Raw genomic sequence first — 16,681 nt, forward strand, 5'->3', positions numbered from 1 at the left:
CGTTGCACTCTGCGACCGGGCGGCGCAGGATGTCATCCGTGGTGAATAACCGCGCCGGACGCCCACGCGGCGGCAGCGACGCCAGAGAACGCATCATCGCCGCAGCTCGTACGCGGTTCGAGCATGACGGGTACGCCGCGGTCTCGGTCCGCGCGATTGCCCGAGATGCGGGTGTGGACCACTCCCTGGTGAATTACCACTTCGGCACCAAGGAAGCGCTCTTCGGACATGTGCTCGCGATCGCCATGACCCCCGGCGAGGTCATGGACAAGGTCTTCGCGGCCGGGTCCGACCACGTCGCCGAGCGGCTGGTGGGGACCGCCGTCACTCTGTGGGATCAGCCGGTCTTCAGCGGCCCGCTGCTCGCCGTGCTGCGCTCCGCCGACGACGACTCCGGCCTGCGGCGGACGCTGGGCACTTTCATCAGCACGGAGGTGCACGGTCGGTTACGCGACCACATCGGCGGGCCGGACGCGTCGCTGCACGCGACCGCCGTGGTCACCGTGATGGGCGGGCTGATCTTCTCCCGCTACGTGATGGGGGCCGAGCCGATGGCGTCGATGAGCCGCGAACAGATCGTCGCCACCCTGGCACCCATGCTGGCGCCGCATCTGGAGCGCCGCGGTCGCCCCCGGTAGATCGGCCGCGACGACGGAACGCGCCGTCCGACTCACCGGGCACGAGACCGGATCCGGCACGCCCTACGGTGACCAGATGGACGCAGGCTCGGAGCGGCACGACACGTTGGTCACCGGTTCTGCGCTCGAGCGCTGGGGAGCGTTGGCACTCCTCGTCCGGCCGGCGTACATCGGCACGGAGTTCGTGGTCGCGGCGGCGACCAAGGGCGGGTACAGCTTCCTGGGCGACTCGGTCAGCCGGCTCGGTGAGGTCGGGTGCTCGGTGGCGTACTGCTCGCCGCGCCACGGGGTGATGAACGGCTCCTTCATGACGTTCGGGGTGCTGCTGGCCGGCGGCTCGGCGCTGCTACTCCGCCCGTTGGGGCCGTGGGCAGCCGGCCTGCTGGTGGTCTCCGGGCTGAGCTCGGTCGCCACCGGCCTCGCGCCGCTGGACCAGGACGGCACGCTGCACGCGATCGCCGCGACACCGCTCTTCGTAGCCCAGCCGATCGCCCTGATCGTCCTGGGCGTCCGGCTGCGCGACGAGCAGCCGCGCCTCGCCCGCGTACTCCTGGCGACGGGGGCCGTCACCGCAGCCGCGGCAGTGGCGTTCGTGGCCTCCGGAGACAGTCCCGTCTCCGGAGGCCTCGAACGTCTCGCGCTCTGGCCGGTGCTGCTCGGCACGGCGGCGTTCGCGTGGACGCGGCTGTCGCGTCGCGGTCGCTAGCGCCCGTCCGCCGGGAGCGCCGTCCTGTTGGCCGACGTACGACGCCCAGTCAGACCAGGGACGCGCACTGACCCGTCGCCTTGTGGCCGACGACGTTGACGCTGCCGGGGACAAACCCGCCGGACACTCCAGGGGTCAGCCCGCTGCAGCGCAGATCCCACCCGATGGTGTTGCGGACGATGAAGACGCCGGGGGCGCCCGGGTCGGGGTCGCTCAGCGCGATGTCGGTCAGCGTCACGCTGCCGCCCACCTTGTTGAAGAGCACGCCAAGCCAGTCGGTCTTCTGCCCGCTCGCGGTGAGATTGCCGCGGATGGTGTTGTTCTTGATCGCCCACGGGATCTGCGAACCTCCGCCGCGGAGCGTCACGTGACCGAAGATCGTGGTGCCGTTCAGCAGCACGGCGGCGGCGTCGGTAGCCCGGACGTTGCCGCGGACGGTGATGGTGGAGTGGGCGTCCGGCTCGACGGTGCACGGGTGCGCCGAATTGCCCGTGTACGACATGGGCTCACAGCCCAGGCCGACCAACGAACCCTCGTCACCGACGACGTTCCCGCGAATGGTGATCGTCGACGGCGCGCTCTGCGCGTCGAACTCCGCGCCGGCGGCGACGTGGACGTTGCCGAGGACGCGGATCTTGGCGTCGGGCACCACATTGCACGCGCCCTCGACCTTGAGTTTCGAATAAGTGCCCGACGGGATCGAACCGCCGGTGCAGGTGTACGACTGCGGCCCGTGCGGCCAGCACGCGGCCGATGCGGATCCTCCGGAGAGCGCGAGTGCTCCCGCAGCAGCGAGGGAGCCTGCGACCCTCAGCTTCAATGCTGCACTCATAGTCCTTGCCTTTCTTGCACAGCCCCCTTTCAGGGCCGGATAGATCGTTTTATACCGTCGGCACCGACATACGAAAGATATGGATTTCGTTGAGCTGATTTCGGGGTCGCCACTGCTTCCGCGGCGCAGCCCGCGACGTGGATGCCGCCGCGAGGGTGTCGGCGTCCGTTCAGGTGATGCGGTCGAGCCATTCGATCAGCAGCTGACGCTCGGATTCACTGAGCTCGTGGAGCTGCGGGGCGAAGGCCCGGAGCGCGACCGCCGTCGCGATCGGACCGCTGGGGGTCTCAGCGCATGCGTCGGTGAGGATGCGAGCCAGCACGGCATCGAGCATGGCGTCGGCGAGTTCTGGATCCCGCTCTTCCGGCGGAGTCGCGAGCAACGTCTGGATGGTGCCGATCCCGGCCGCCTGGATGAGACCGACGGCGCGCTGCTCGGTGACGCGCAGTCGCGCGGTGGTCGCCAGTCGGCGTACGCGGGCGGCCAGGATGTGCCTGCCCGCCTGCGCCGCCGGGGAAACGATGACCCGGTCGGGGTCGCTGAGGAGGCGGAAGACGGCGGGGTTCGCGAGCCCGAAGTCGATCTGCTGGCGCCAGCTCGTCCGTAGGTCCTCGAGCGGGTCCACGTCGGCTGCCGTGGCCTCTTCGACGGCGGTGGCCTTGGCAGAGACGAAGGTGGCCATGACGTGTTCGACGACGGCCTCGAGGAGACCGTCCTTGTCGCCGAACAGCCGATAGATCGTGGGAGCCTGGACGCCGGCCTGCTCGGCGACCCCCCGGGTGGTGACCGCCGCGGGGCCGCCCTCGTGCAGCAGCCCCGCGGCCGCTTCGACGATGGCGGTGCGGGTGCTGGCTCTGGTGGCGGCGACCTCGGACACGGATCAACGATAACAGCGACTTGTTATCGGCTGCTTCCATTGCTACCGTCGATGTTTCCATCGATAGCGCGGAAGGCATATCAATGATCATCATCACCGGGGCGGCCGGAGCCCTCAACGGCGCGACCCTCGACCACCTGCTCGAACGGATGCCCGCGAACGAGGTGGTCGCCACTATGCGCGACACCGCCAAGGCGCAGCCTTTCACCAACCGCGGTATCGAGGTCCGGCGCGCCGACTACGCCGACCCGGCGTCGCTGCCCGCCGCGTTCGAGGGGGCCGACCAACTGCTCCTCGTCTCCTCCAGCGATCCGACGGCCGACGGTGTCGCGTTGCACCGAGCCGCCCTCGACGCCGCTGTCGCTGCCGGCGTGGGGCGGATCCTCTACACGAGTCACCAGGCCGCGGCGCGCGACAACCCGTTCTTCCCGGGCCGAGACCACTTCGCCACCGAGCAGATGCTGGCGGCGACCGGGGTCCCGTGGACGTCGCTGCGCAACGGGTTCTACGCCCACAGCCTCGCGTGGCTCGCCGGCCCGTGGCGCGAGACCGGGGTTATCGCCGTACCGGGTGACGGACCCGTCTCCTGGACGGCGCGGGAGGACGCCGCGGAGGCAGCGGCGATCATCCTCGCCTCCGACGGCGCGTACGACGGGCCGACCACCATCACCGCGACCGACGCGCCCACCTTCGCCGAGCTGGCCGAGGTGGCGTCCGAGGTGTCGGGTCGGGCCATCCGTTTCGAGTTGATGGACGAGCAGGACTGGGTCGACGCGCAGGCCGCAGCCGGACGGCCCGCACAGATGGCCACCTTCCTGCTCGGCTTCTACCAAGCAGCGCGCGACGGCTATTTCGTCGGCACCGACCCGCTGCTTCGCGAGCTCCTGGGTCACGAGCCCCGCACTGCTCGTGACGCCCTTGCCTGAGGCGCGTCGCCCGGCCGGCGCGCCGTCTTCTCAACCGGCTCGCTCGACCACGATCGTCGGAGGCTCGGCGAGGCTCTGTCCGACGACGCAGTAGCGCTCGGCCATCTCTCCCAGCTTCTTCAGCGCCTCGTCGTCGGCGTCGGTGTCGAGGCGGGCGGTGATCACCAACCCCTGGACACCGACCGGGGCCTCGCGGGACACGCCGAGGGTGCCACGCGCGTCGTAGTTCGCGATCGCGCTGAGCCGGGCCCGCCGCACCTCGATGCCGAGCACGGTCGCGACGCTGCGCAGAGTGACCCCGGCGCAGGCGAGCACCGCTTGCAGCAGCATGTCGCCGGAGCAGGCGTCCGACCCGTCGCCGCCAGTCGCCTCGTGCAGGCCGGCGCGCACCGGACCGGCCCAGCCGCTCACCGTCGCGGTGATGCCCCCGTCGGACCAGTCTCCCTCGGCGTGCAGTGGCGTTTTTGCCGCGGCGGGATCATCCCGGTACTTCTTCTTCAGCGGCGACTGGAGCTCTCGCAGAGCATCGGCATTCATGGGCCCAGCATGGCGGCGAGGGCGGAGCGCCGCTGGCACCGCCGGTCACGAAGCCCTCCGGCGAGCGCGGGTGGGAGGCGTCCGATCGTGACCAGCCGGGGGGCAGGCCTGGACCTGCGCCGGCTGGGTGCGCGAGCCCTGCACCACCATCCGAGCGATACGACCGGGCGTCGGTCGACCCGGCCACGTCGAGGCGCGCACGCCCAGGGGGCAGGATGCAGTGATGGCAGACGATCAGTGGCCCGCCGGCTTCTTCGACCGGCAGGACGACGGCGACGACGCCGACTTCTACGGTCCGCCGCGCCTGGTCACCCACATCGATGACGGCGCGATCGCAGCGGTCTCCGAGCTGTACGACCAGCTGGGGGTGCCCGACGGCAGAGTCCTGGACCTGATGTCGTCCTGGGTGTCCCATTTGTCCAGGAAGCCGACCGGCGGGCTGGTCGCACTGGGGATGAACAGCACAGAACTGCAGGCGAACCCGATGGCTGACCAGGTCGTCGTCCAGGACCTCAACGTCGACCCGCAGTTGCCGTTCGAGGACGCGTCCTTCGACGCGGTGGTCTGCTGCGTCTCGATCGACTACCTCATCCACCCGGTGGGTGTGCTGCGCGAAGCGGCGCGGGTGTTGCACCCAGGCGGGGTCGTCGTGCTTACCTTCAGCAACCGGTGCTTCCCGACCAAGGCGATCCGCGGGTGGCTGGCCACCGATGAGGACGGGCGGGTGGCGATCGTCCGGGCGTACTTGGAGGAGGCGGGCTTCGGGTCCGTCTCGACGGCGCTCCGGACCAAGCCGCGATGGGGCCACGACCCGTTGTACGGCGCGTGGGCTCGGAAGGACTGACACCGGCACGGAAGGGCCTCCAGACGCAACGCGCATCTGACCGACCTCACGGGCACGAAGTGCATTAATCTCAGAGCAGACTAACCGCCCCAGTGCACTCAACTGTGGCCGACGGTCCCGCGGCGGAAGGACGCAGATCTGTCCGAGAATTGGAATGAAGTCCGATCGCAAATCTTTAGCATCGCTGCAGATTTGGTAGTCAATTCTTGTTGAGTCCCAATGACCGAGCATGCAGTACGTCTTTCCAATATGACTCGCGCTCCAGGACGTGCTCGTCATCGGTGCGCATGGACCAGTATTCGAGAAGGGCGAACCGCATGTTCGCCCGGTAGTTCTCGCTGCCCTTCTGCTCAAGGAGTTCCTTCAGTCCGACGTTGCCACCGTGCAGCGTGGTGGCGTATGTCGCCCAGCGTTGCCAGATGCCGGTGTCGCCGTACGCGGACCCGACGTACCGCTGTCCAGTCTCCTTGTCGTGGATGACGTACACCCCCTTCATGCTCTCCAACGCGATCCGCCAGTCGGCCCGAGCCTGACTGACGACTGCTTGAAGATCCGCCAGGCTGTGGTTGATCCGGTCGTGTCCTGGGAACGGGTCCCCGATGAACGGCTCCTTGAGGATCGATGAGACCGTCATCGCGGGCAGCACGGACTCCATCTTCTGGCGACTGTTCCGACCGACCCTCCTGTGGCGGACCCAGAGGCGGCGGATGAACGGCCCCATCAAGTCCTCGCGGAGCGCAACGGTGTACGAATGTGCCTGCGGTTCGGGCCTGCGTGCTAGCACCTCCCAGATTCCACCGAAAAGCCAGAGCGTTGCGTCCGTCTTGTCCTGGGCCATCGAGAAGATGAACTTGCGATTGAAGTCGTCGTGCACGCTGCGCCACGAGTTCCACTTATGCCATTCCTCGTCGTTGGTCGCGAGAACGTCAACCGGATGTTTGATCTGGTTCCACACAGCGAAGTGGATCTTGTGCAGCTTCGAGTCAAAGCCCTCAGGCAGCACGCTGGTCAGCGGGATAGCCTCCATGCTCGGACCGTACCCGACATCACATCGCAGTAGGCGCAGCTGCGATCCCGCTCGCACTCGTCGCGGGCAAGGCGACGTTTCGGTTACGACCCTGTTGCACTCCTGGCACGGCCTCGTCAGGATTCCGCAGTCGTGACTCCCAGCAACGGCGCGATACGTCGCATCGCCGCCGATTCAGCTCAGAAGGTGGTCGCTCCGGGACCATCCGCACCGCCCGAGACTTCAACTCGGCCAGATACCGCTTCGTGTTCCCTGGCATGACTCAGCTTCCTCAACGATCAGAGCCTTCGGACACACCGGGGCGATTCACTTTTCGATCCTGACCTGCGTTTGTGCGCCTTGATGAGGTCGGGTTGGTCAACCACTGGAACTCGGTCGCGAGGTGCTTGTGTGCCGGGCGGTCGCTACGGACGGCTGGGGTGGCGGGTGACGATTCCGCTGGTGAGCGCACCCGGCCGCGGTGCACCGTGTGCGGGCTCGTGTGACACCACGAGGCCAGCGGCGTCGCTGCGGGCGAAGCTGCCCCGGCGGGCGGTGGGATGGACGTCGGAGGGAATCGCGTGCCAGCACTGGACCGTGGCGAGGGTCGCGGAAAGCGTCGGGTGTAGCGAACACGACCGTGTTGACCGAAGGACAGCGGGCGGTCCTGCGGACAAGGTGCGTTCGACCAGCAGATGCACCGAGGGATCGGTGAGACAGGGGCGACATGGCAGACGACGGGGCAGAAAAGCGTTCATACCCCTACCTTTCAGCGTCGGTCTGGTGGGAACTGCGCAAACGGTTTCAGCGAAGCCTTCCGGGCACGGTTAGCCTGAACTACCTGCAATCGGTTTTCGGGGTTTCGGAAAAGAGTGCACGGAACTACCTTCCACAATTACGTCTTCTTGGTCTCGTGGACGCGGACAGCAAACCGACCCCGTTGGCCAACAAGTGGCGTAACGACGACACCTACGCAGAGGCATGTGCCGAGATTGGCCAGAAGGTCTATCCGGCGGAGTTGCGTGAGGCCTTCTCCGATGCGGACGAGGAGCAAGAGGGCGTCGCCAGGTGGTTCATGAGCCAGGGGGCAGGCCAGGCGTCGGCCGGAGTTCAGGCACGCTTCGCTGCTCTGCTCGGCAGGGCTGACCCAGCCGAGGGCGCGAATCAGACAAGCGCACCGGCTAGGAAGACGACGAAGACTTCGCCCCCCGACGCAGACAAAACGACAAAAGCTGCTGTTCCCGAAGGGGCCGCGACCGTGCAGAAGTCTTCTGAGAGTGGATCGGACGCGGAGCAGCAGAACGCACCAGCACTGCCGACGGTCCACATCGACCTGCAGGTTCACATCGCCGCCGATGCTGGGCCAAACCAGATAGATGCAGTGTTCGCCAGTATGGCCAAACACCTCTATGGGCGCGGATAGCCGCGGCTGGCTGGCGTTAGAGCTGGCACGCAGGGCGGCCAATGCTCAGACATCGGCGCGAGCGCTTGCTTCTGTCGACCCGCGAATGGATGAGCCTCAGTCTTATACCCGCACGCCAGGCGAGGACGTGATTGCGCCCGCAATGCAGGCCATCATGGGGGCTTCCGATACTCGACCATCCGATGGCTTGGCGTCTCCCCAAGTATTTGTGTCGTGGGCACACGCCAACGAGGACTGGGATGCGACGGAGAGTGGCGAATGGCAGCGGCAGGTCATTGAATTCACGACACAGTTGCGCCAGCTCGGCATTGACGCGGACGTGGACCTTTATCACCTGAATGACGATGACGTGGATTGGACGCGATTCGGACCTTCATCGGTCGAGAAATGCGACTACGTCATCGTGGTTGTTTCCCGCGGTTGGTCCGAACGCTGGACCGGCACGAACAGTCCAACCTTGGGAGCAGGTGCGGCGGCCGAGGCAGATGTCATGCACGGCGAGTTCTCGGCGAATCAGCAGGCGTGGCAGCGGAAGATAAAGCTAGTGGTGCTTCAAGGCGCTGAAGGTGCGGACATCCCTCCTGGTCTCCAGCGCGTATCGCGATTCAACGTCGACCCAAGCGACCCAGATTCATTCGAGGATTTGATTCGGACCCTAACTGGTCAGCCTGTCCACCTGAAGCCTGAGATGGGCCAGATCCCTGTTCTGCCAGCCAAAACGGTGGATTACCTTCGATCGTCGCGCACTCGCGCGCGGAAAGATAATTCTCAGCAGCGCCTTCTGGAGCTCAGACTCGAGAATCTCCAACGGCGGCTCGAAGCAGCCGTCCGCACCTCCAAAGACGTCGGTCCGTTGCGTCAGGAGCAGGCCGCCGTACAGGGGATGCTGGATGCTCTTTCGCAGTGGTCAGCTGATGGATAGCTTGCAACGAGGCTCTTGAGCGGGCACGCGCCCCCGCGGGCTGGCCCGCAGAGGCCCGGCGCGTCAGAAGAGTTCGCCGGTGGTGGGTTGTGAATTCTGACCGCGCGCCTATCTGGGCGGAAGGCCACAGGTAGCACTACGCGAGTGCAAAAGACATCTCGGAGTGTCGCCTTCGATGCGGCGCCTGAAGTCGCCCGCCCGTCAGCGGGAGGCCAGGCTCTATCCGCAATTTGGCCGGATGCTTGGCCGGGCAGCGGCGCACCGGCGAGGAACGCTTTGTACTGATCGCGGACGACACCGACCGTTGACTGCTGCGCGGAGTAACGGCCGTCGTGCGGTCACGCTTCGGACCTGAGACCCAGAAGCCCTCCCCGTTGTCCACGTCGTAGAAGTCAGCGTCGAGCTCGGGAGCGCGGGAGCCTCGGGCGCGCCAGCGTCCGACTGTGGACGTACGCGGTCCGCCAGGTGCGGTGAAGCCAACGCGGGTGGTCCACGCGGGGCCGCGATCGGCGTAGCAGCACCTTCAGCTGAACGCAAGTGATGCGGTCGGCCATCCCGGCACCGTCGGTGCGCCCGGCGCGCTCCAGGACCCGGGTTTCAACCACTAGGCCCGACAGACCTACAACGGTGTGCGTAGTACTACGTTGAGTAGTACTGTGGGAATCAACCACAGACCGCACGCCGAGAGGGCACCCCCGTGAGCAACCTGGACCTCGCGAGATGGCAGTTCGCGATCACGACCGTCTATCACTTCCTCTTCGTCCCGATCACGATCGGTCTGTCGGCGATGGTGGCCGGCTTCGAGACCCAGTGGCTGCGGAAGCGCAACCCGCAGATGCTGCGGCTGGCGAAGTTCTTCGGCAAGCTGCTGCTGATCAACTTCGCGCTCGGGCTGGTGACCGGCATCGTGCAGGAGTTCCAGTTCGGGATGAACTGGTCGGCCTACAGCCGTTTTTTCGGTGACATCTTCGGCGCACCGCTGGCGTTCGAGGCGCTGCTCGCGTTCTTCTTGGAGTCCACCTTCCTCGGCGTCTGGATCTTCGGCTGGGGCCGGATCCCGGAGAAGGCGCACGCCGCGTGCATGTGGCTGGTGCACATCGGCACCCTGCTGTCCGCGTACTTCATCCTCGCTGCGAACTCCTTCATGCAGCACCCGGTCGGCTGGAAGTACAACCCCACCACCGGCCGCGCCGAGCTCACCGACTTCGTCGCCGTCTTGACCAACAAGGTGCAGCTGGTCACCTTCCCGCACGTCGTCGCGAGCGCCTACCTCGTCGGCGGCGGGGTCGTGATGGGCGTCGGGCTGTGGCTGCTGCACAAGCACCGCGGCACGAAGGACTCCCTCATGTATCGCAAGGCCGCTCGTATCGGTGCGGTTGTCACGCTGCTGGCCGGCGCGGGCGTGGCCGTCACCGGCGACACCCAGGGCAAGATCATGACCGAGGTGCAGCCGATGAAGATGGCCGCCGCTGAAGCGCTCTACACCACCCAGGACCACTGCGCCTCGTTCTCCCTCTTCACGATCGGCTCCCTCAACGGGCAGTCGCAGAAGGCCGCGGTCAAGGTGCCGTGCGTGCTGTCCTTCCTCGCCACCGGCAGCTTCGAGGGCAAGGTCGACGGGATCGACGACCTCAAGGCGAGCCTGCCCGCGCAGCTGCAGAAGCAGGCACGCGCCGAGGGCGTCCCCGCGACGTACAGCCAGCCCGCCGACTCGGTCTACACCCCCAACATCCCGCTCGCCTACTGGTCCTTCCGGCTCATGATCGGCGTCGGTATGACGTCCACGATCGTCGCGCTCGGCGTCCTGTGGGTCACCCGCAAGGGCCGCACCGCCCTGGCGAAACCGTGGGTCTGGGCGGGCATCGCCGTGCCGCTGCTGCCGGTCCTCGGCAACAGCTTCGGCTGGATCTTCACCGAGACCGGGCGCCAGCCGTGGCTGGTCTACGGCGTGATGAGCACCAAGACAGGCGTCTCCGGCAACGGGGCGGGCACGGTGCTGACCTCGATGGTCGTCTTCACCCTCCTCTACGCCGCCCTCGCCGTCGTCGAGGTGCGCCTCTTCCTCGACTACACCCGCCGAGGCGCCGACCCCGCGCCGCCCGAGCTCGACCCGGACGCGGCCTCCACCGACGAGCACGACACGCCCGCGCCCGTGTCGTTCGTCTACTGACCACCACGAAAAGGACTGCAGAGCAATGACTCTCGAGACGTTCTGGTTCATCCTCATCGCGGTGCTGTGGACCGCCTACCTCATGCTCGAAGGCTTCGACTTCGGCGTCGGGATGCTGCTCGGCACCTTCGGCCGCGACGCCGAGGGTGAGGATGGCGCCACTCGCAGACGCGTGCTGCTCAACGCCATCGGCCCGTTCTGGGACGGCAACGAGGTGTGGCTGCTGACCGCGGGCGGCGCGACGTTCGCGGCGTTCCCCGCCTGGTACGCCTCGATGTTCAGCGGTTTCTACCTGGCGTTTCTGCTCGTGCTGGTCGCGCTCATCCTGCGCAACATGGGGCTGGAATACCGCCACAAGCGCCACGGCGAGACCTGGCAACGCCGTTGGGACGCGATCATCGTGACCTGTTCGGTCATCGCCCCGCTGCTGGTCGGCACCGCCCTGACCAACCTCGTACGCGGAGTCCCGCTGAACAAAGCCGGCGACTTCACCGGCACCCTGCTCACGCTGCTCAACCCGTGGAGCCTGCTCGGCGGCCTCACCGTCCTCGCCCTCAGCCTCACCCACGGCTGCTTCTTCATCGCGCTGAAGACCGACGGTCAGGTGCGACGCGACGCGCGCGCCCTTGGCACGAAGGCGGGCCTGGTCTCCGCCGTCCTCGCGGTGGTGCTGCTCAGCTGGGTCGACCTGCACACCGGCACCACCTGGTCCTGGATCACGTCGGCAGTGGCCGCGGTGGCCCTGCTCGGCGCGCTTACCGCAAACCTGCGCGGGCGTGAGGGATTCGCGTTCTCCGGCACCATGCTCACCATCGGGATGGCGGTCGCGACCTACTTCGTCGCGCTCTTCCCCGACGTGATGCCGAGCACGACGAACGCCGCCTACTCCCTCACCGTCGACAACGCCTCCAGCTCCCACCTCACCCTGCAGATCATGACCGGCGCCGCCGTCGTCATGACACCCGTCGTGATCGGCTACTCGGCCTGGAACTACTGGGTCTTCCGCAAACGCATCTCGACCAGCACCCTCCCGACCAAGCACGACCCGCTGGCGCCGCTGCCTCCGTCGGAGTCGCTGCAAGAGGCAGGTCGCTGATGGCCGCGCCGTTCGACCCGCGCCTGTTGCGGGAGGTGCCGCAGACCCGCGGCCCGGTCGCAGCCCTCGGCATGCTCGGCGTCGCGCAGGGCATTGTCGCGATCGCTCAGGCCGTCGCGGTCGCCCACCTCGTGGTCGCGCTCGTCGAACGCCGATCCCTCACCGCCTGGGCCGTCACCGTGCTGACCCTGCTCGCAGTGCGCGGACTGCTCAGCGCGGCCGGGGAGGTCACCGCGGCATGGGCCGGCACGCGAGTGGCCGGGCTGCTGCGCCGTCGGGTGCTCACGGCCTGGCTGCACCGACCGGTCGACACGTCGCCCGACCCCACCACCATGCTGACCCGCTCCACCATCGGCGCAGGCAGCGTCGAGCCGTACGTCGCGCGCTACCTCCCCGCCCTGGTCAGCGCCGCCGTCGTGCCCCCATTGGCGATCGCCGCGATGGTCTGGGTCGACTGGGTCACCGCCCTCATCGTCGTGCTGACCGTGCCGCTGCTGCCGCTCTTCGCAGCCCTCATTGGGATGCACACGCGCGACGAGACACAGGCTCGCTGGGCCGAATCGCACCGGCTGGCAGGCCATTTCGTCGATGTCATGCGGGGACTCCCGACCCTGGTCAACTACCAGCGCGCCGACGCCCAGGTCGACGTCGTCGCGCAGGTCGGCGACCGGCATCGCCGGGCGACCGTGCGCACGCTGCGTACGGCGTTCCTCAGCTCCGCCGCTCTGGAGCTGCTTGCGACCATCTCGGTCGCCATCGTCGCGGTCGTCGTCGGCCTGCGGCTGACCTACGGCAGTATCTCGCTGACCGTCGCTTTGACGGCGATCCTGCTCGCGCCCGAGGCGTACTGGCCGATCCGCCGGGTCGGCCAGGAGTTCCACTCCGCCGCCGACGGCGCCGAGGCCGTCGACGGACTGCTCGCCGAGTCCGCGCAGCCGTCACGCCCCGCGCAGAGCGGATCGGCCGCCGGCACCACGGTGGTCGGTCTCTCCTACCGCTACCCCGGCACCGAGACCGACGTGCTGCAGGACGTGAGCCTGCACCTCCCCGCTGCGGGGATCACCGCCGTCACCGGCCCGTCGGGATGCGGTAAGACGACCCTGCTGGAGCTGCTCGCCGGACTGCGCACACCGACCTCCGGCGACGTGACCGCCCCCTCGTCGCATCTGGTCACCCAGCGCGCGTTCATCACGCCGGGGACGCTGCGGGACAACCTCGGCACCGCCGATCTCCCCGAGGGCACGAACTGGCTGCCGGCGCCGTTGCGGACGCTGCCCGCCGGGCTCGACACCCTCCTCGGCGACGACGGCTACGGACTGTCTGCAGGGCAACGCGCCCTGCTTGCGCTCACCCGCGCCCGCCTCGGCGACCAGCGGCTGATCCTGCTGGACGAACCCACCGCACACCTGGACGCTGCCGCGGCGTACGACGTACAGACCATGATCCGCGAGCTGGCGACCACGCGCGCGGTCGTGCTGGTCACCCACGACCCGGTGCTGATGGCGGTCGCCGACCGGCGCGTCGACCTTCCGCTCCGGCTCCCCGTCGCCACCGCCCGTCAGGGGGTGGAGCAATCGTCGAAGGGTGCGGATATGACCCCACCTCCCGGTGATGTCCCCACCCCCCGACGGGAGGAGCCTGCGGTGTGGGTCGGGCCGCACGCCCGCCGCTCGCTCCTGCGACCCGCTCCCGGGGTGCTGCGAGCCGCGGTCCTCGGCGGGTTCGCCGCCACCTGCGGGGTCGCACTGACCGCCACCTCCGGGTGGCTCATCGTGCAGGCCAGCACCCGGCCCGTCATCCTGACCCTGCTCACCGCGATCGTGGCCGTGCGCGCGTTCGGCATCGGCCGGCCGATCTTCCGGTACGTCGAGCGGATCCGCTCCCACGACGCGGCGCTGCACCTGCTCGCCGACCGGCGCACCGACCTCTACCGCACCCTCATCCCGCTGACGCCCGCGCGGCTGGGACGGCGCCGCCGCGCCGATCTGCTCGGCGCCGTCGTGCGAGACGTGGACGACGAGGTCGACGTGCAGGTGCGCGCCATCGTGCCGCTGCTGGCCGCCGCGATGACCTGTCTCGTCGCCACCTTCGCAGCCGCGATCCTCTATCCACCGGCGGCCCTCGTCGTCGTCGCGATCGCCCTGGTCGCGGCTCTGATCGGCGCGATCGACTGGTCCCTGGAGCGCGCCGGCCACGGCGTGAGCCTGAGCGCGCGGGGCGCCGTGACCTCCAGCGCCTCGACCATCAGCCTGAACAACGGAGCGCTGCAGGCGATGCGCGGAGGCGACGCCGAGCTCGCCAGGCTCGACGCCGCCCAGCTCGACCTGGAGCGCGCCGTGCGTCGGCAGGCCCGTGGGCGGGCGGCCGGCCTCGGTCTGAGCTTCCTGCTCACCGCGGCCGCGGCGATCGGGATCGCGATCCTCCTGCGGGGCGCCCTCGCGAACGGCGACGTCGCAGGCCCGTTCGCCGCGCTGCTGGTGCTCGGACCCGTCGCCCTGACCGACATCCTGGGCTCGATCCCGGACGCCGTCGGTGCGCTGGCCCGCGGCCAGGCAGCCCGCCGCCGCCTCGACACGCTCACCGGGCAGACGCCCGCCGTCCACGACAACGGACGCACCGCCGAGGTCCCCGCGCCGACCACCCTGCAGCTGTCGGACGTCGCCGCGTCCTGGACGGACGGGCCGGACCAGATCCACGGGATCGACCTGCGGGTCGCCCCGGGCGAGCACCTCGCCCTCACCGGGCCGAACGGCGTCGGCAAGTCCACCGTGCTCGCCGTCCTCGCCCGCCACCTCGACCCGAGCCGTGGTCGGTACGACGTCGTCGGGCGCGACGCCCTCGCGTGCCGGCCCGACGACGTACGCCGGCGTGTGGCCGTCGTCGACGATGAACCACACCTCTTCGCCGGCTCGCTGCGCGCCAACCTGCTGCTCGCCCGCCCGGGCGCGAGCGACAGCCAGGTGGCAAGCGCGCTGGTCGACGCGGGTCTCGGGCGGTGGGTCGCCGGGCTGCCTAACGGGCTCGACACGCTGCTCGGATCCGATGCCCGAGGGGTGTCCGGCGGCGAGCGCACCCGGATCGCGATAGCGCGGGCGGTGCTCGCGGACCGCCGCGTCATACTTCTGGACGAACCGGTGGCCCACCTCGATCACCCGACCGCGTCCGCATTGATGCGCGATGTGCACGATGCGACCCGCGACGCCTCGGTGGTCGTGGTCAGTCACCAGCAGATCGGCGTGCAGGGCTGCGACCGCGTGATCGAGCTCAGCCGCGAGGACATGGAAGACGGAGGTGGCGCGCATGCCCACGAGTGGGCGAGCGGAGCTCGGTGAGCTGGAGGGCGCGGTCATGTCCCGACTGTGGGACGCGCCGGCCGGTGGCACGTTGTCGGTGCGAGAGGTCTTCGAATCACTCTCTCGCGAGCGGGAACTCGCCTACACCACGGTGATGACGGTGCTCGACCGGCTGGCCAAGAAGGGCCTGGCCGACCGGGTCCGCGATGGACGCGCATGGCGGTACGCCGCCGCGGCCACCCGCGAGGAGATGACCGCCCGCGCCCTGCACCAGACGCTGGCGGCCCTCGACGGTGACGAACGGCAGGCGACGTTCGCGCACTTCCTGGGCGACGCATCGCACGCCGACCTCGCGGCTCTGCGGGCCGAACTGGATCGGATCGAGTCCGACGCACCCAAGCACGACGGCCGCCGCTGACCGCGGCCGCAGCACCTCTTCGTCGAGGGGTTCAGTCGGCCAGGAACGCGCGAACCCGCTGGCCGACCACCTCGTGCCGCCACAGACCCAGGTGGTCCGCCCCCGGCACCGCCACCAGCTGCGCGCCTGGGATGCGATCGGCCGCCGTCTGCGCCTGCGCGAACGGGACGTCGACGTCGGCGGTGCCGTGGATCACGAGGGTGGGCGAGCTGATCTGCTCGAACGGGTAGTCCGGCACGTCCTCGAAGAGGCGCATGTCAGCGGCGTACCCGGCCTTCCGGCGGTCGAATCGCACCGCGGCCGCTGCCACCGCTCGGCCGGGATCCGAGCGCGGCGTGACGAGCAGGTACCCGCCGATCACCGCATCGACCTGGGCCAGCCGCTCCCCGAGCCACTTGCCGACGCGCGCGAGGGGCTGCAGGGACGCGTACATCTCGTGCTCGGTGAAGGTCTGCACAAGCGACTCGATGAGCACCAGCCGGGCACAGCGGGAGGCGTGCCGCAGGGCGAACTGCACCGCGGCAGGGCCGCCGCCCGACACAGCGATGACCACGGCTGTCTCGATCCCGAGGGCGTCGAGCACCTCGGCGAAGAGGTCGGCCTGCTCCTCGGGAGTGGGACCGCTGTCCAGCGGGGTGCGTAAGTAACCGGGTCGCGACACCGACACCACCCGCCGGTCGTCGAGGCCGAGCCCGGAGGCGGTCACCTGAGCCAGGTCGTAACCGCCCGGTGTGCCGTGGACCACGACGACCGCCGGCTCGTCCGCCGTACGCCGGCCACCCGCCGGGACGCTGGAATCGCGCACCTCGACCGGCCCCCGAGACAGGTGCAGCACCCGGGCGCCCGCATCCTGTCGGTCCGCACTCACCCGACGCCACCGCTGCAGCCCGACAGCTGACGCCAGCAGGCCGACCGCGGCCGAGGCCAGGATCGACTCCCCCGTTCTGCGCATCGACCTCTCCTCGTGTCCGACGTACGACGACACCGGTCGGA

General features: G+C 68.8%; 15 protein-coding genes. 10 read left to right on the plus strand and 5 right to left on the minus strand.

Features of this window, described 5'->3' with window-relative positions; translation table 11 throughout:
- Window positions 1-38 precede the first annotated feature (38 nt).
- Together JOB34_RS01260 and JOB34_RS01265 are read left to right on the plus strand one after the other, a co-directional pair.
- Window positions 39-638, plus strand: coding sequence for a TetR family transcriptional regulator (locus tag JOB34_RS01260; protein WP_208051018.1), 600 nt, complete (start codon window positions 39-41; stop codon window positions 636-638).
- A 76-nt stretch (window positions 639-714) separates the two neighbouring features.
- A complete protein-coding gene (locus JOB34_RS01265; RefSeq protein ID WP_208051019.1) occupies window positions 715-1,344 on the plus strand; it encodes a DUF998 domain-containing protein in 630 nt (209 codons plus the stop codon).
- Window positions 1,345-1,393: 49 nt separating this feature from the next.
- Here JOB34_RS01265 and JOB34_RS01270 read toward each other — a convergent pair whose 3' ends face one another.
- Both JOB34_RS01270 and JOB34_RS01275 read right to left on the minus strand, forming a co-directional pair.
- Entirely contained in the window at window positions 1,394-2,176 is a 783-nt protein-coding gene (locus tag JOB34_RS01270; RefSeq protein WP_208051020.1) for a hypothetical protein, read from the minus strand.
- A 169-nt stretch (window positions 2,177-2,345) separates the two neighbouring features.
- Entirely contained in the window at window positions 2,346-3,053 is a 708-nt protein-coding gene (locus JOB34_RS01275) for a TetR/AcrR family transcriptional regulator (protein WP_208051021.1), read from the minus strand.
- 83 nt (window positions 3,054-3,136) lie between these two features.
- Between JOB34_RS01275 and JOB34_RS01280 the strand changes: the two genes are divergently transcribed.
- Entirely contained in the window at window positions 3,137-3,979 is an 843-nt protein-coding gene (locus JOB34_RS01280; RefSeq protein ID WP_208051022.1) for an NmrA family NAD(P)-binding protein, read from the plus strand.
- A gap of 30 nt (window positions 3,980-4,009) precedes the next feature.
- Here the strand turns inward: JOB34_RS01280 and JOB34_RS01285 are convergent, their stop codons facing one another.
- Window positions 4,010-4,516, minus strand: coding sequence for an OsmC family protein (locus JOB34_RS01285; RefSeq protein WP_208051023.1), 507 nt, complete (start codon window positions 4,514-4,516; stop codon window positions 4,010-4,012).
- Window positions 4,517-4,739: 223 nt separating this feature from the next.
- Here JOB34_RS01285 and JOB34_RS01290 point away from each other — a divergent pair, with 223 nt between their 5' ends.
- Window positions 4,740-5,360 (plus strand): class I SAM-dependent methyltransferase, encoded by a 621-nt coding sequence (locus JOB34_RS01290; RefSeq protein WP_208051024.1) that lies wholly within the window; start codon window positions 4,740-4,742, stop codon window positions 5,358-5,360.
- Between the two features lie 199 nt (window positions 5,361-5,559).
- Here JOB34_RS01290 and JOB34_RS01295 read toward each other — a convergent pair whose 3' ends face one another.
- On the minus strand, window positions 5,560-6,387 hold the full coding sequence (locus JOB34_RS01295; RefSeq protein WP_208051025.1) for a GIY-YIG nuclease family protein: 828 nt from the start codon (window positions 6,385-6,387) through the stop codon (window positions 5,560-5,562).
- Window positions 6,388-7,093: 706 nt separating this feature from the next.
- On the opposite strand from JOB34_RS01295, the gene JOB34_RS01300 reads away from it, so the two are divergent.
- The 6 genes from JOB34_RS01300 (at window position 7,094) to JOB34_RS01325 (ending at window position 15,688) form a co-directional block, all read left to right on the plus strand.
- Window positions 7,094-7,789, plus strand: coding sequence for a DUF5343 domain-containing protein (locus JOB34_RS01300; protein WP_208051026.1), 696 nt, complete (start codon window positions 7,094-7,096; stop codon window positions 7,787-7,789).
- An 85-nt stretch (window positions 7,790-7,874) separates the two neighbouring features.
- The gene (locus tag JOB34_RS01305) at window positions 7,875-8,711 is read left to right on the plus strand and encodes a toll/interleukin-1 receptor domain-containing protein (protein WP_208051027.1); all 837 of its coding nucleotides are present in this window, start codon (window positions 7,875-7,877) and stop codon (window positions 8,709-8,711) included.
- 697 nt (window positions 8,712-9,408) lie between these two features.
- Window positions 9,409-10,881, plus strand: coding sequence for a cytochrome ubiquinol oxidase subunit I (locus JOB34_RS01310; RefSeq protein WP_208051028.1), 1,473 nt, complete (start codon window positions 9,409-9,411; stop codon window positions 10,879-10,881).
- A gap of 25 nt (window positions 10,882-10,906) precedes the next feature.
- Window positions 10,907-11,977, plus strand: coding sequence for a cytochrome d ubiquinol oxidase subunit II (gene cydB / locus JOB34_RS01315; protein WP_208051029.1), 1,071 nt, complete (start codon window positions 10,907-10,909; stop codon window positions 11,975-11,977).
- Window positions 11,977-15,309, plus strand: coding sequence for a thiol reductant ABC exporter subunit CydC (gene cydC / locus JOB34_RS01320; protein WP_208051030.1), 3,333 nt, complete (start codon window positions 11,977-11,979; stop codon window positions 15,307-15,309). The genes cydB and cydC overlap by 1 nt, the downstream gene beginning before the upstream one ends.
- Complete coding sequence (locus JOB34_RS01325) at window positions 15,278-15,688, plus strand: BlaI/MecI/CopY family transcriptional regulator (protein WP_208051031.1); 411 nt, start codon at window positions 15,278-15,280, stop codon at window positions 15,686-15,688. Before cydC ends, JOB34_RS01325 begins: the two co-directional genes overlap by 32 nt.
- Window positions 15,689-15,719: 31 nt before the next feature.
- Here the strand turns inward: JOB34_RS01325 and JOB34_RS01330 are convergent, their stop codons facing one another.
- On the minus strand, window positions 15,720-16,640 hold the full coding sequence (locus JOB34_RS01330; protein WP_208051032.1) for an alpha/beta hydrolase: 921 nt from the start codon (window positions 16,638-16,640) through the stop codon (window positions 15,720-15,722).
- Between the last annotated feature and the right edge of the window lie 41 nt (window positions 16,641-16,681).

The sequence above is a fragment of the Allobranchiibius sp. GilTou38 genome (assembly GCF_017565325.1).
Taxonomy (GTDB): domain Bacteria; phylum Actinomycetota; class Actinomycetes; order Actinomycetales; family Dermatophilaceae; genus Allobranchiibius; species Allobranchiibius huperziae.

Excerpts from the sequence above, each read along its gene's own strand:
- JOB34_RS01265 (WP_208051019.1), top strand. The coding sequence starts at position 715 with ATGGACGCAGGCTCGGAGCGGCACGACACGTTGGTCACCGGTTCTGCG.
- JOB34_RS01270 (WP_208051020.1), bottom strand. The coding sequence starts at position 2,176 with ATGAGTGCAGCATTGAAGCTGAGGGTCGCAGGCTCCCTCGCTGCTGCG.
- JOB34_RS01280 (WP_208051022.1), top strand. The coding sequence starts at position 3,137 with ATGATCATCATCACCGGGGCGGCCGGAGCCCTCAACGGCGCGACCCTC.
- JOB34_RS01285 (WP_208051023.1), bottom strand. The coding sequence starts at position 4,516 with ATGAATGCCGATGCTCTGCGAGAGCTCCAGTCGCCGCTGAAGAAGAAG.
- JOB34_RS01290 (WP_208051024.1), top strand. The coding sequence starts at position 4,740 with ATGGCAGACGATCAGTGGCCCGCCGGCTTCTTCGACCGGCAGGACGAC.
- JOB34_RS01295 (WP_208051025.1), bottom strand. The coding sequence starts at position 6,387 with ATGGAGGCTATCCCGCTGACCAGCGTGCTGCCTGAGGGCTTTGACTCG.
- JOB34_RS01300 (WP_208051026.1), top strand. The coding sequence starts at position 7,094 with ATGGCAGACGACGGGGCAGAAAAGCGTTCATACCCCTACCTTTCAGCG.
- JOB34_RS01305 (WP_208051027.1), top strand. The coding sequence starts at position 7,875 with ATGGATGAGCCTCAGTCTTATACCCGCACGCCAGGCGAGGACGTGATT.
- cydB (WP_208051029.1), top strand. The coding sequence starts at position 10,907 with ATGACTCTCGAGACGTTCTGGTTCATCCTCATCGCGGTGCTGTGGACC.
- cydC (WP_208051030.1), top strand. The coding sequence starts at position 11,977 with ATGGCCGCGCCGTTCGACCCGCGCCTGTTGCGGGAGGTGCCGCAGACC.
- JOB34_RS01325 (WP_208051031.1), top strand. The coding sequence starts at position 15,278 with ATGCCCACGAGTGGGCGAGCGGAGCTCGGTGAGCTGGAGGGCGCGGTC.
- JOB34_RS01330 (WP_208051032.1), bottom strand. The coding sequence starts at position 16,640 with ATGCGCAGAACGGGGGAGTCGATCCTGGCCTCGGCCGCGGTCGGCCTG.